Annotated in this window: 14 protein-coding genes; 12 read left to right on the forward strand and 2 right to left on the reverse strand. The window is 75.1% G+C overall.

What is annotated here, in order from left to right; genetic code table 11:
* Nucleotides 1–33 precede the first annotated feature (33 nt).
* Complete coding sequence (locus tag AKI01S_RS03435) at nt 34–1,464, reverse strand: MFS transporter (RefSeq protein ID WP_067812158.1); 1,431 nt, start codon at nt 1,462–1,464, stop codon at nt 34–36.
* Nucleotides 1,465–1,566: 102 nt separating this feature from the next.
* On the opposite strand from AKI01S_RS03435, the gene AKI01S_RS03440 reads away from it, so the two are divergent.
* From AKI01S_RS03440 to AKI01S_RS03480, 9 genes are all read left to right on the forward strand, one after another.
* Nucleotides 1,567–2,145 carry a MarR family winged helix-turn-helix transcriptional regulator gene (locus AKI01S_RS03440; protein WP_067812160.1) on the forward strand — a complete coding sequence of 193 codons (579 nt, stop codon included), beginning with the start codon at nt 1,567–1,569 and terminating at the stop codon, nt 2,143–2,145.
* A gap of 73 nt (nt 2,146–2,218) precedes the next feature.
* A complete protein-coding gene (gene selA, locus AKI01S_RS03445; RefSeq protein WP_067812162.1) occupies nt 2,219–3,535 on the forward strand; it encodes an L-seryl-tRNA(Sec) selenium transferase in 1,317 nt (438 codons plus the stop codon).
* Entirely contained in the window at nt 3,535–5,286 is a 1,752-nt protein-coding gene (gene selB / locus AKI01S_RS03450; RefSeq protein ID WP_067812164.1) for a selenocysteine-specific translation elongation factor, read from the forward strand. Before selA ends, selB begins: the two co-directional genes overlap by 1 nt.
* A 74-nt stretch (nt 5,287–5,360) precedes the next feature.
* Entirely contained in the window at nt 5,361–6,248 is an 888-nt protein-coding gene (locus tag AKI01S_RS03455; protein WP_083998823.1) for an oxygenase MpaB family protein, read from the forward strand.
* A gap of 12 nt (nt 6,249–6,260) precedes the next feature.
* Nucleotides 6,261–6,911 carry a TetR/AcrR family transcriptional regulator gene (locus AKI01S_RS03460; protein WP_067812166.1) on the forward strand — a complete coding sequence of 217 codons (651 nt, stop codon included), beginning with the start codon at nt 6,261–6,263 and terminating at the stop codon, nt 6,909–6,911.
* Between the two features lie 195 nt (nt 6,912–7,106).
* Nucleotides 7,107–8,045: an oxygenase MpaB family protein gene (locus AKI01S_RS03465; RefSeq protein WP_083998825.1), complete on the forward strand. Its 939-nt coding sequence runs from the start codon at nt 7,107–7,109 to the stop codon at nt 8,043–8,045.
* Between the two features lie 125 nt (nt 8,046–8,170).
* A complete protein-coding gene (locus AKI01S_RS03470; RefSeq protein ID WP_067812168.1) occupies nt 8,171–9,364 on the forward strand; it encodes an RtcB family protein in 1,194 nt (397 codons plus the stop codon).
* Nucleotides 9,365–9,372: 8 nt separating this feature from the next.
* Complete coding sequence (locus AKI01S_RS03475) at nt 9,373–10,173, forward strand: hypothetical protein (RefSeq protein WP_067812170.1); 801 nt, start codon at nt 9,373–9,375, stop codon at nt 10,171–10,173.
* Nucleotides 10,170–11,147: a hypothetical protein gene (locus AKI01S_RS03480; RefSeq protein ID WP_067812172.1), complete on the forward strand. Its 978-nt coding sequence runs from the start codon at nt 10,170–10,172 to the stop codon at nt 11,145–11,147. Before AKI01S_RS03475 ends, AKI01S_RS03480 begins: the two co-directional genes overlap by 4 nt.
* Here the strand turns inward: AKI01S_RS03480 and AKI01S_RS03485 are convergent.
* On the reverse strand, nt 11,140–11,946 hold the full coding sequence (locus AKI01S_RS03485; RefSeq protein ID WP_067812174.1) for an alpha/beta hydrolase: 807 nt from the start codon (nt 11,944–11,946) through the stop codon (nt 11,140–11,142). The two genes, AKI01S_RS03480 and AKI01S_RS03485, sit on opposite strands and share 8 nt — an antisense overlap.
* Before the next feature lie 138 nt (nt 11,947–12,084).
* Here AKI01S_RS03485 and moaA point away from each other — a divergent pair, with 138 nt between their 5' ends.
* The 3 genes from moaA to AKI01S_RS03500 form a co-directional block, all read left to right on the forward strand.
* Nucleotides 12,085–13,074 carry a GTP 3',8-cyclase MoaA gene (moaA, locus tag AKI01S_RS03490; protein WP_067812176.1) on the forward strand — a complete coding sequence of 330 codons (990 nt, stop codon included), beginning with the start codon at nt 12,085–12,087 and terminating at the stop codon, nt 13,072–13,074.
* A 38-nt stretch (nt 13,075–13,112) separates the two neighbouring features.
* Nucleotides 13,113–13,421, forward strand: coding sequence for a DUF3467 domain-containing protein (locus tag AKI01S_RS03495; RefSeq protein WP_067812178.1), 309 nt, complete (start codon nt 13,113–13,115; stop codon nt 13,419–13,421).
* 31 nt (nt 13,422–13,452) lie between these two features.
* Nucleotides 13,453–13,586 (forward strand): NTP transferase domain-containing protein (locus AKI01S_RS03500; RefSeq protein WP_439951655.1); only part of this gene is annotated, 134 nt, incomplete at its 3' end.

Genomic DNA, 13,586 nt, shown 5'->3' on the forward strand with positions numbered 1-13,586 from the left:
CAAGGCCCCGCGCCGGTCCGATCCGCGGACCGCTCAGTGACGGGGGTGGCGCAGCCCGTGCGCCGTCGCGACCGCCGCGGCCAGCAGCGCCCCGGCCGCCGCGAGCCAGAAGCACAGCACGTAGGCGTCCAGCGACGGCGCCCTCGCCCCGGTGGCCGTCCCGGCGGTCAGGACGGCGGCGGTGGCCGCGCCCGCGACGCTGCCGCCCGCGACCCGCACCAGCGAGTTGATGCCGCTGGCGATGCCGCTCTGGTCCATCGGCACGTGCTGCACCGCCAGGGTGCCGAGCGCCGCGTAGGCGATCCCGAACCCGACGCCCTGCACCGCGTTGAACACCAGCATGTCGGTCACGGTGCCGTTGAACACCGCCAGCCACGCGTAGCTGAGCGCCGCGAACACCGCCCCGATCGCCAGCGTGAACGCCGCGCCGAGCCGCTGGGCCAGCCGTCCCGACAGCATCGAGGCCGCCAGCATCGTCACCGTGCTCGGCAGCGTGTACAGGCCCACGTCCAGCACCGACCCGCTCAGCCCGTACCCGGCGACCGCCGCGGGCGTCTGCACGAACGTGGAGATCAGGGTGAACGCCGCGAACATCGAGAAGCCCAGCAGGACCGACGCGACGTTCGCCGACAGCGACCGCGGCCCGACCAGCAGGCCCAGCCGCACCAGCGGCTCGCGCACCCGCGTCTCGACCAGCACCCACACCGCGCACAGCGCCGCCGCCGCGCCGAACAGCCCGAGCACCCCGCCGGAGGTCCAGCCCCAGCGGTTGCCCTGGCTGATCCCGAGCAGCAGGCACACCAGCCACGCGCCCAGCAGCAGCGCCCCGGCCACGTCGGGGCGGCCGCCCGAGCGCGTCCCGACGTCCGGCGCGGCGAACCGGATCAGCACCGCCCCGGCGCCCGCCAGCCCCGCCGTGATCCAGAAGACCGGGTGGTGGCTGGTGGTGTGGTCGGCGATCACGCCGGTGACCAGCATGCCGATCGTGCCGCCCACGCCCATCGTGGCGCTGACGATCCCGATGCCGGTGGTGACGCGTTCGCGGGGGAAGGTGTCGCGGATGACCCCGATCGCCAGCGGGACCAGCGCCGACGACGTCCCCTGGAGGGTCCGGCCCACGACCAGCACGCCCAGCGACTCCGACAGCGCGCACACCACCGACCCGGCCACCAGCAGCCCCATCGCCAGCAGGATCATGCGCTTCTTGCCGTACATGTCGCCGAACCGCGTCAGCAGGGGAGTGGCGACCGCGCCCGCCAGCAGGGCGGCGGTGAACACCCAGGTCACCGCCGTCACCGACGTGTGGAACCGCTCCATCAGCCGGGGCAGCAGCGGCAGCACCAGCGTCTGCTGCACCGACACCACCATCCCGGCCGTGGCCAGCGCCACCAGCGTCAGGCCGGGGCGCGGGGCGCCCCCGGGACCGGTGCGGGCGCCGGGCGCCGTCGTGACGGCACCGGTCATGGGACCTCCAGGAGAAACAGGGGGAAAGCGTGTCGAAGGCCACGACAAGGATGAAGCGTACTACTTACTTAAGTTAAGTAATATGCCTGTAAGATGGATCACATGCCCGCGCCACACTCCTCCGCCGTCGCCGACACCCGTCCGGCCGGGGTCGTCGAGCTGGAACGCGGCCTCACCCGCGTGGCCCACCTGCTGACCCGTGCCCGCCAGCACGACCGCACGGTCAGCGCCGCCGGGGTCCCCGTCGACCGCGCGGCCGTGCCCCTGCTGCGCCTGCTGGCCGAGACCGGCGAGCCCATGCGCCCCGGCGAGATCGCCCAGCGCCTCGCCGTCGAGGCCCCGCACGTCACCCGCCAGGTCCAGCGCCTGGAGAAGGCCGGCTACCTGGAACGCGTCCCCGACCCGCACGACCGGCGCGCCCAGCGGGTCCGCCTGCTGCCCGCCGGGCACGACGCCGTCGAGGCGATCCGCGGGGCCGCGCTGCGCTGGATGTCCGGCGCCCTTGCGCACTGGCCCGCCGACGACCGGGAACGGCTCGCCGTCCTGGTCAACCGCATGATCGACGACTTTCTCGCCTACTCGGCCTCCGAGTGCGACCACTTCGGCATCGCCGGGCCGCCCGGTGGACCGCTGTCGGCGGCGCCGCCCGGAGCGCGAGGGGGGACCGCCGCCGGAGTGTGACGGACGTCCCGTTCCCGCCCTCCGCGCGCGGTCGGCTTCCGCGACGCCCCCGCCGTCCATAGGGTTGCCTCTCGTGGAGCCCACGCCGTCCCGTCCACCGGCCGACCCCCGGCGCAGCGTCCCCCGCACCGACGCCGTCCTGGCCGATCCCCGCCTGAGGGCCGCCGCCGACCGGCTCGGCCGCGTCCTGGTGAAGACCGCCGTCGCCGACGCGCAGCACGCCGTCCGCGCCGGTCGCCTCGCCCCCGAGGACGTCGCCGACGCCGCCCTGGCCGCCCTCCCCGAGCACGCCACCACGCTGCGGCCCGTCATCAACGCCACCGGCGTCCTGCTCCACACCAACCTCGGCCGCGCGCCGCTGTCGCCCGCCGCCCGCGACGCCGTCCTCGCCGCCGCCGGGACCACCGACGTCGAGTACGACCTCGCCGCCGGACGCCGGGGACCGCGCGGCACCGGGACCCTGGACGCGCTGCGCGCCGCCTGCCCCGCCGCCGAGGACGTCCAGGTCGTCAACAACAACGCCGCCGCCCTCGCCCTCGCCGCGACCGCCCTGGCGCGGGGCCGCGAGATCGTCGTCAGCCGCGGCGAGATGGTCGAGATCGGCGACGGGTTCCGCCTGCCCGACCTGCTCACCGCGACCGGCGCCCGGCTGCGCGAGGTCGGCACCACCAACCGCACCACCGCCGCCGACTACGCCGCCGCGCTCGGGCCCGCAACCGCGTTCGTCCTGAAGGTCCACCCCTCCAACTTCCGCATCGAGGGCTTCACCGCCGCCGCCCCGGTCCGCGAGCTGGCGCCCCTCGGCGTGCCCGTCGTCGCCGACATCGGCTCGGGCCTGCTGGCCCCCGACCCGCTGCTGCCGGACGAGCCCGATGCCGCCACCGCGCTCGCCGACGGGGCCGCCCTCGTCACCGCCAGCGCCGACAAGCTCCTCGGCGGCCCCCAGGCCGGGCTGCTGCTCGGCCGCCGCGACCTGGTCGCCCGCCTGCGCCGCCACCCCCTCTACCGGGCCCTGCGCCCCGACAAGACCACCCTCGCCGCGCTGGAGGCGACCCTGCGCGGCCCCCGGCCCCCCGTCACCCGGATGCTGCACGCCACCCGGCCCGCCCTGCGCGCCCGCGCCGAGGCCCTCGCCGCCGTGCTCACCGCCCACGGGGTGGACGCCGCCGTCACCGACACCGTCGCGACCGTCGGCGGCGGCGCCGCCCCCGGCGTCGAACTGCCCAGCGTCGCCGTCGCCCTCCCGGCCCACTACGAACGGCCCCTGCGCGCCCGCCGCGTCGTCGGCCGCATGGAGGGCGACCGCCTCCTGCTCGACCTCCGGTCGGTCGACCCCGCCGACGACCGGGCGCTCGGCGCCGCCGTCCGCACCGCCCGGGAAGGGAACTGATGCAGGTCGTCGCCACCGCCGGGCACGTGGACCACGGCAAGTCCGCCCTCGTGCGCGCCCTCACCGGCACCGACCCCGACCGCCTGGCCGAGGAGCGCCGCCGCGGCCTCACCCTCGACCTCGGCTTCGCCTGGACCGACCTGCCCTCCGGCCGCCGCCTGGCGTTCGTCGACGTCCCCGGGCACGAGCGCTTCGTCACCACCATGCTCGCCGGGGCCGGGCCCGTCCCCGCCGTCCTGTTCGCCGTCGCCGCCGACGAGGGCTGGATGCCCCAGTCCGAGGAGCACCTGGCCGCCCTGGACGCCCTCGGCGTCCGGCACGGCGTCCTCGCCGTCACCCGCTGCGACGTCGCCGCCCCCAAGCTCGCCCTGCGCCAGGCCCGCGAGCGCCTCGCCACCACCGGCCTCCGCAACGTCGAGTCCGTCACCGTCAGCGCCGTCACCGGCGAGGGCCTGCCCGACCTCACCGCCGCCCTCGACCGCCTCACCGGCCGCCTCCCGGTCCCCGACCCCGCCGCGCCGGTCCGCCTGTGGATCGACCGCGCGTTCACCGTCCAGGGCAGCGGCACCGTCGTCACCGGCACCCTCACCGCCGGGACCGTCGGCACCGGCGACGAGCTCGTCCTGATGCCCGCCGGCGAACGCGTCCGCGTCCGCGCCGTCGAGTCCGCCAAGGAGCGCCTCGACAGCGTCCACGGCGTCACCCGCGTCGCCCTCAACCTCCGCGGCGTCGACCACCACCGCGTCAGCCGTGGCATGAGCCTGGTCACCCCGGCCGCCTGGACCCCCACCACCTGCATCGACGTCCGCACGCGCTTCAACGAGCCCTCCGGCCGCCTGCCCCGCCAGATGATCCTGCACATCGGCTCGGCGGCCGTCCCGGTGCGGTTGCGTCCCCTCGGCCCCGACACCGCCCGCCTCACCATCAACGCCCGCCTGCCCCTCCACGTCGGCGACACGGCCCTGCTGCGCGACCCGGGACGCCGTGCCGTGGCGGGCGTGCACGTCCTGGACGTCCGCCCGCCCACCCTGGTCCGCCGGGGGGCCGGCGCGGCCCGCGCCCGCGAGCTGGCGACCTGGCCCGACCGCCCCAGCGGCGACGTCCTGCTGCGCCGCCACGGCGTCCTGACCCGCGCCGACCTGGCCCTGATGGGCTGCGCCGCGCCCGTGGACGCCGTCGAGGTGGACGACTGGCTGGCGGACCCGGTGCACTGGGACGACCTGCACCACCGCCTGGTCAAGGAGGTCACGGCCCACGCGGCGGACCACCCGCTGGCCCCCGGCCTCCCGCTGGAGGCGGCCCGGCTGAGGCTCTCGCTCCCCAGCCGCGCGCTGGTCGCCGCCCTGGTCCGCGACCCGCTCCGGTTGTCGGGCGGCCGCGTCCACGCCCGGACCGAACCGCCGCCCCAGGTGACGGCGGCGGTGTCCCGGCTGCGCGGCCACCTGGCCGGGGCCCCGTTCCGGGCCCCGACCTCCGAGGAGCTCGCGGGCCTCGGCCTGACCCCCGCGGTGCTGGCCGCCGCCGCCCGCGAGGGCCTGGTCCTGCCGCTGCCCGGCGACGTGGTCCTCCTGCCCGACGCGCCCGCGCGGGCGCTGGCCCTGCTCGCCGGCCTCCCGCAGCCCTTCACCCTCGGCCAGGCCCGCCAGGCGCTCGGCGCCACGCGCCGGGTGGCGGCCGCCCTGCTGGAACACCTCGACCGCGAGGGCGCGACGCGCCGGACCGGCGACGCCCGCACCGTCCGCGACGGCTGAGGGGGCGGGCCCTGTTCCCCGTCGAGAGATGGTGATACGGATTATGTATTGACGTATCACCGACGGGAGCCGCCATGCCCGAGCCGGACACCCGCACCGCACCGCCCCCTCCCGTACGGGACCGCCCCGAGGGCCGCATCCCGGGGCCCGGATCGCTCATCTGGCGTTACGCCGGTGACTGGCGGGCCGGGCTCATCGGGCGGGGCACCCTGCTGCTCCAGGTGGCGCACCCGGTGGTCGGCGCCGGGGTGGCCGACCACTCGGAGTTCCTGGAGGACCGCTGGGGGCGCCTGCTGCGCACCGTCGAGTCCACGACGCGGTTCCTGGGCTACCGGGGCGACGCGGCGGGCCGCCGGGAGACCGCCCGGCTCCGCGAGATCCACCGGGACATCAAGGGCGTGGACGCGCGGGGCCGCCGCTACCACGCGCTCAACCCCGAGGCCTACCTGTGGGTGCACGCCACCCTGCTGCACGGGATGCTGGAGGCGCAGCGCCTGTTCGCGCGTCCGGTGCCCCCCGCCCGCGCGGCCGCGCTGTTCGAGGAGTGGCGGCAACTGGCGTTCGCCCTGGGCGTCACCGAACGCCACGTCCCGGCGGACCTGCCCGCCTTCCGCCGCCACTTCGACGCGATGGTGAACGACCGGCTGGAGGACAACGAGACCGTCCGGTTGCTCATCCGGCTGGACCATCAGCCACTGCCGCCCCCGCCGCGCTGGCCGCTGCCGGACCTGGCGTGGCAGGGCCTGGCGGTCCCCACCACCGCGATGCTGCGGCGGGCGGGCGTCGGCAGCCTGCCACCGGTGCTGCGCGCGCGGTTCGGCCTGGCGTGGTCGGCCGCCGACGAGTGGCGTTTCCGGAGGTTCGCCCAGGCGATGCGGACGGCCGACGCCGCCCTGGTCGGTCCGCTGCGGTACACGCCGATAGCGGCCAGGGCGATGCGCGCGGCCCGCCACCGCCGATAGCCTGGCCGCACGATGGACGACGACGGCGACGATCCCCTGCGCGGCCTGCTCACCGGCGCGACGCGGAGCGAACCGGACCCCGGCGAGCCCCTGACCGACCGCATCCTGGACGCCGCGCTCGGCCTGTTCGAGACCTTCGGGCTGCGCAAGACGACGATGGACGACGTCGCCCGCGCCTCCGGGCTGGGCCGCGCCACCGTCTACCGCCGCTTCCCCAGCAAGGCCGAGCTGGTCAGCGGGGTGCTGATGCGCGAGGCCCGGCGGTTCTTCGCCGAGCTCGACCAGGCCGTCGCCGACGTGCCGGGGCTGGAGGAGGGGATCGTCGAGGGCTTCGCCGCGACGGTGCGGATCAGCCGGGAGCAGCGGCTGTTCAACCGGCTGATGACGATCGAACCGGACCTCCTGCTGCCGCACGCGACCTCCGCGGCCGGGCCGCTGCTGGCCGCCGCCCGCGGGTACCTGGCCCAGCGGCTGCGCCCGGTGTCGGCCGACGAGGGGTTCGACCCGGAGCTGGTGGCCGAGATCCTCGTCCGGCTGACCCACTCGCTGTCGCTCACCCCGGCCGGGCTCATCCCGCTGGACGACGACGGCGCCCGCGCGTTCGCGCGCCGCTACCTGGTGCCCATCGTCAACGGCCACCGCCGCCCCCGGCCCGACGCCTGACCCGGGACCAGGCCCCGGCGCCGAAGATCCGCACACGCCAGATCTTCGCTGGCGGCCCCCAGCAACTGGCACTTTGCCAACAAGTGTGCGCCGTGCCATGCAGGACCCTCGACGGCGGATGAAGGGCGTGCATACACTGAGACGAAATTAGTCTTTTCGTATCAACGCAGCAGGCGCTCGTCGGGAGGCCGCACCATGACGTTGACCGAACCCACCCCCCTCACCCCGTCCCCGGGACACGTGCCCGAGGAGACCGGGAGAACGGCCGGGCAGCGCGAGCCCGAGCCGTTCGGCCCGGGCTCGATCCTCTGGGACGACCTCGGCATGTACCTGTCGGCGGTCGCCGGGAACAGCGCGTTCATCCTCCAGGCCATGCACCCGGCGATCGGGACGGTGGTCGACCAACTCTCCAGCTTCCGCGCCGACCCGGTCGGCCGGGCCATGCGCAGCTTCGCCTCCGTGCAGACCTGGGTGTACGGCGGGGAGGAGGCGATCGCCGAGGGCAGGCGGCTGCGGCGGATGCACAAGCCCCTCAGCGCCGAGGACGAGAACGGCACCCGCCACCACGCCCTGTCCGCCGAGCCGTGGGCGTGGGTGCACCTGACGGGCTACTACGCCGCCGACACCGTGGCCCGCCGCTTCTCGCCCGAGCCGCTGACCCCCGAGCGGGAACGGCGGCTGTTCGAGGAGTTCATGAACCTCGGCCGGATCCTCCAGGTGCCCGAACGGATGCTGCCCGCCACCGTCGCCGACTTCTGGACCTACTTCGACCGCATGGTCGCCGACACCCTGGTGCCGCACCGGGTCGCGCTGGAGGTCCTGGACCGGATGGACAAGGTGCCGCCCACCGTGCCGGCGCGGCTGCGTCCCCTGCTGGCCCCGCTGAGCCTGACCGGCGGGCGCCTGGCCCGCTTCGTCACCGTCGGCACGCTCCCGCCGGGCGCCCGCGACAAGCTCGGCCTCTCCTGGACGGCCCGGGACGAGCGCCGGCTGCGCGTCCTGGCCACGGTGCTCGGCCGCACGGCGCCGCTGCTGCCCGAGCGCGTGCGCTACATGCCCATCGCCTACCGCGCCCGCCAGGCCGCCCGCGCCCACCGGCGCTGGCAGGAGGCCCTGGCCGGACGCCCCCTCTGACCCCGGCCGGGGAGGGGCCGCCGTTCGTCCGGGTCGGTGGGAAAATGAGTTGTTCCGCACCTGGTGTCTCTGGCTTCATGGTGCGCGGTTCGGATCATCGTCGATGTCGCGGAGAGGAGCAGGTGATGCCGTACCAGACGCTCAAGGGCGGTCGTGTTCCGATCCGGATGTGGACCGACCCGACCACCGTCGAGGACGTCGCGCTGGAGCAGCTGCAGAACGTGTCGCGGCTGCCGTGGGTGGAGGGCCTGGCGGTCATGCCGGACGTGCACTACGGCAAGGGCGCGACCGTGGGCTCGGTGATCGCGATGCGCGACGCCGTCTCCCCGGCCGCCGTCGGCGTGGACATCGGCTGCGGGATGACGGCCGTCAGGTCCAGCCTCACCGTCGAGGACATGCCCGACGATCTCGGCCTGCTGCGGTCGCGGCTGGAGCGCACGATCCCGGTCGGCTACCACGCGCACAAGGACCCGGTCGACCCGTCCGCGCTGCCGGGACTGAAGGAACGCGGCTGGTACGACTTCTGGAAGCGCTTCGACGAGCTGCACCCGGCGGTGCGCGGCCGGTTCGGCAAGGCCCGCGCGCAGCTCGGCAGCCTCGGCGGCGGCAACCACTTCCTCGAACTGTGCGCCGACGACGAGGGCGCGATCTGGCTGGTGCTGCACTCGGGGTCGCGCAACATCGGCAAGGAGCTCGCCGAGCACCACGTCGAGGCCGCCCGGAAGCTGCCGCACAACCAGGACCTGCCCGACCCCGACCTCGCGGTGTTCCTCGCCGGGACCGCCAAGATGGAGGAGTACCGGCGGGACCTGTTCTGGGCGCAGGAGTACGCGCGCCGGAACCGGGCCGTCATGGTCGCGCTGTCCCAGCAGGTGGTCACCAAGTACTTCGGCGCCAAGCGCTGCACGTGGGGCGAGGTCATCTCGTGCCACCACAACTACGTGGCGGAGGAGACCTACGACGGCGTGGACCTGCTCGTCACCCGCAAGGGCGCGATCCGCGCCGGGCGGGGCGACCTGGGGATCATCCCGGGATCGATGGCGACCGGGACCTACATCGTGCGGGGCCTGGGGAACGAGGCGGCCTTCAACTCGGCCTCGCACGGCGCGGGGCGGAGGATGAGCCGCAACAAGGCGCGCAAGGCGTTCACGGTGGACGACCTGGTCGAGCAGACCAAGGGCGTGGAGTGCCGTAAGGACGCCGGAGTGCTGGACGAGATCCCCGGCGCGTACAAGGACCTGGAGTCGGTGATCGAGGCGCAGTCGGACCTGGTGGAGGTCGTGGCGCACCTCAAGCAGCTCATTTGCATCAAGGGATGACGGCGCGCATGAGGAGTCGGCAGCGGCCCGCCAACGCGCGGGCCGCCGCCGACGGCATGAAGCTGCACCGCCGGACGCTGCGGCTGGACGGGCGCGAGCACACCGTCATCGGGCTGCGGCCGGGGACGGCCGTGCGGTTCAGCACGAACCTGTTCCACGGCACCTGGCACGTGCTGTCGGACCGGCACGGCGCGCGGCTGCTGGGCCGGTTGCTGTGGGGGCTGGCCTACCAGTCGCGGCCGGGGACGCTGGTGGTGATCGACCGGGAGTTCGTGGCGCCGACCCCGTTCGACGCCGACCCGGGGGACCCGATCGTGCTGGTCCCCACATGGGAGACGCCGTTCACCGGGAGGGCGGCGCGCGACCTGAAGGCGCGGCTGCCGCTGGCGGGCGCGCCGGACGGGACGGTGCGGTGGCGCACGCACGGTCTGGACGCCGCGCTGGCCGACGAGGACACCTGGTGGGAGCGGCACCCCGGCCCCTGGGAGTGGGACCGGGGGCGGGTGCGGCGGACGAACGGGATGGTCGTCCTCCGGCCGAGCTCGCCGGCGGAGGCGCGGAACTGGGGCGTGGTCGCGGCCCGGCTGGACCCGCACAACCGGCACGGCATGGACTACGAGTACCTCGGCCGGTGGGATCACGGGCAGGACGGCGAGATCCAGATCTTCCGGCACTTCCACCGGATGGTGTCGGTGGCGCGGCGGGCGCGGGCCGACGTGCTGCGGCGGCCGGACGCCCCCGTGGAGCCCGACGAGCTGCGCCCCCTGGTATGGGCGCGTTCCGAACAGATCGAACAGCGAGGCCCTTGAACGTTCGCACGACTTTCCACTGCGCGCGGTGCGGCGCGGTCCTGACCGGCGCGCTGCTGCGGGCGCCGATGCCGCGACCGGGGTTCCAGCCCTACCACGAGGTCGGTTTCCGGCCCGTCCTGATGACGCACGGCACCTACGCGGTCGACGCGAACGGCACGTACGTGCTGGCCCCCGGCGACGTGTCCGGCACGCGGCTGGTGCCGGAGCGGTGCGCCGACGGGTGCGTCGGCATCCACGCCGAGGACGGGGTGAACCTGGTCTGCGCCTCGTGCGGAGCCGACATCGGGGGACGCACCGACGCGTGTCACGCCTGGCAGGAGACGCGGCTGCCTCCGGAACTGGTCCGGGCCGAGGACGAGCCGACCGACGAGGAGCCGTGGGAGAACCCCGACGAGGCGTTCGGCCGCGCTCCCATCGACGACGCGGGCGCACTGGACTGGCTGTGGTTCGGGCGGCTCGGGGTGTGCGCGACCGAGGTGCTGGTGCGGTCGGAGGGGCGGCCCGTCCACTTCGCCGGGGGCGGGACCCTGGTGATCCGGGACTTCCTGCGCGGGATGCTGGCGGAGACCGGGCACGCGGACGCGATGCGGACGCTGGGCCCGGGGGAGCGCCCGGAGATCGTGTGCGACCTGGACGGGCCGGGACGCGCGCCCGCCGCCGTGGAGGGGGCGCGGTCCCTCACGGTGGTGCCGGGGGCCCCGGGCGAGGCGGCCGGGGACGAGGTGGCGGCGCACCCCCGGGTGTGGGCCTACCTGGCCCACGAGCACGACCGGCCGCCGAGGGGCGCGGGCCGGTGGTGGGACGAGGAGGCGCCCCGCCGCGTCTCCCCGGCCGAGACGTACTCCCACGGCCGCCACTGGCGCTGCCACGACCTGCCCCGCCACCTGGCGGGGCGCCCGGAGACCGGACGACCCTGGCTGCGGGCCCTGCTGGCGGAGATCGACGCCGCCTGGCGGGACCGGTTCAGCTGAGCACGCGGTCGACGAACGCGGTCACCTCGCCCAGGACCTCGTCGCGGTTGGTCTCGTTGAAGACCTCGTGCCGCGCCTCCGGGTAGATCCTCTCGGTGAGGCCGGCGCCGCGCACGGCCTCGATCCCGGTGCGGGTGCCCGCCAGCGGCACCAGCCGGTCGTCCTCGCCGTGCACCCACAGCGTGGGCAGGTCGCCGAGGCCCCCGGACTCGTTGATCCGCCGGATGCAGGCGTCCAGGGCCTCCAGCGTGGGCCGCTTGAACGGGCCGTGCCACACCAGCGGGTCCTCCACGTACGCCTTGCCGACCGACGGATCGCGCGACAGGGTGTCCGGGTCGATCGGCACGTCGGGGATCTCCTCGGCGGCCAGCAGCGCCGCCAGCGCGTCCCAGCGGCCCAGCACCGGCCCCGACAGCACCAGGGCGGTGAGCTCCGCGCGGTGCCGCTGGGCGTAGCGGACGGCGATGAGGCCGCCCATCGAGTGGCCGACCAGCACGATCGGCAGGCGCGGGTGGTCCACGCGGACCGCCTCCACCAGGGTGTGCAGGTCGGCGACGACGTCCTCCATGTCCTCGATGAGGACCCGCTCGCCCGCCGAGCGGCCGTGCCCGAGGTGGTCGGGCCCGCAGACGGTCGCGCCGTGCCGCACCAGCGCCTCGGCCACGTGCTGGTAACGGCCCAGGTGCTCTCCGTAACCATGGGAGAGAACCGCCACATAGCGGGGGCTCCCGTGCGGCCAGACCCGCGCCGTGACGGCCCCCCGCGTTCCGGCGAACTCCCATTCCCGTGCCGTGACCATGGCCTGCCTCCCGCGCTTTGGACGATCCACCAGAATTCCCGCCCGGTGATCGCGCCGATACCGTCTCCCGAGATGGCGCGAATCGTCAACCACCGCAATAGGCTGGGCGGACCACGGCTTTGAGGGAAAGGGGCGCCCGTGCTGGTCGACGGCTTCGGTCGCGTCGCGACGGACCTGAGGGTCTCCTTGACGGACCGGTGCAACCTTCGGTGCACCTACTGCATGCCGCCGGAGGGCCTGGACTGGCTGCCCAAGCCGGAACTGCTCACCGACGACGAGGTGGTGCGCCTGGTGCGCATCGGCGTCGAACGGCTCGGCGTCACCGAGGTCCGCTACACCGGGGGCGAGCCGCTGCTGCGGCGCGGCCTCGCCGGGATCGTGGAGCGCACCACCGCGCTGTCACCGCGCCCGCAGGTCTCGCTGACCACCAACGGCATCGGCCTGGACCGGCTGGCGGGGCCGCTGGCCGACGCGGGCCTGGACCGGGTCAACGTGTCCCTGGACACCCTGGACCGCGCGGTGTTCCAGCGCCTGGCGCACCGCGACCGCCTCGACGACGTGCTGAAGGGCCTGGTCGCCGCGCAGGAGAGCGGTCTGGCCCCCGTCAAGATCAACGCGGTGCTGATGCGGGGGATCAACGACCACGAGGCCGTCGCGCTGCTGCGCTACTGCCTGGACCGGGGCTACCGGCTGCGGTTCATCGAGCAGATGCCGCTGGACGCCCAGCACGGCTGGACCCGCGAGAACATGGTCACCGCCGACGAGATCCTCGGCCTGCTCGGCGCGGCGTTCACCCTGACGCCCGACACCACCGAGGAGCGCGGCAGCGCCCCGGCCGAGCAGTTCCTGGTCGACGGCGGCCCCGAGACGGTCGGGGTGATCGCGTCGGTGACGCGGCCGTTCTGCGGGGCCTGCGACCGGGTCCGGCTGACGGCCGACGGCCAGATCCGCAACTGCCTGTTCGCCACCGAGGAGTCCAACCTGCGCGACGCCATGCGCGCCGGGGCCGACGACGACGAGCTGGCCGAGCGGTGGCGCGCGGCGGTGCGGCGCAAGCGCGCCGGGCACGGCATCGACGACCCGTCGTTCCTGCAGCCCGCCCGCCCGATGTCGGCGATCGGCGGCTGAGCCGCCCGGAATGGTCCGCGACGTGCGACGATGGCGAAGTGACGGACCAGCCGCCTGAACACCGCGTCGAGATCACCGTCCCGCCCGAGCACGAGGTCGGCACGTTCGCCGGGTTCGCGTCGGTGTGGCGGACCCAGGACAGCCTGGTGCTGGACTTCGCGACCGAGGTGCGTCCCCCGGAGATCATGGACGACGCCGAGACCGGCGAGCCCTACGTGCACGTCCCGGCCCGGGTCGTCGCCCGCGTCCGGTTCCCGCCCGGGCAGGTGTGGGAGCTGATGAAGGCCCTGGAGCACAACCTCAGCGCCTACGAGCGCGACCACGCGGGACGGCGGCGTGACGCCTGACCCGCCCGGGCCGCCCGGGCCGTTCGACGCGGTGATCCTGGCCGGGGGAGAGGCCCGCAGGCTCGGCGGGGCCGACAAGCCCGCCGCCGCCGTCGGCGGGCGCCCGCTGCTGGCGTGGGTCGCCGAAGCCGCCGCCGGGGCGCGCCGCCTGGTCGTGGTCGGCCC

Source organism: Actinomadura kijaniata NBRC 14229, assembly GCF_001552175.1.
GTDB lineage: Bacteria > Actinomycetota > Actinomycetes > Streptosporangiales > Streptosporangiaceae > Spirillospora > Spirillospora kijaniata.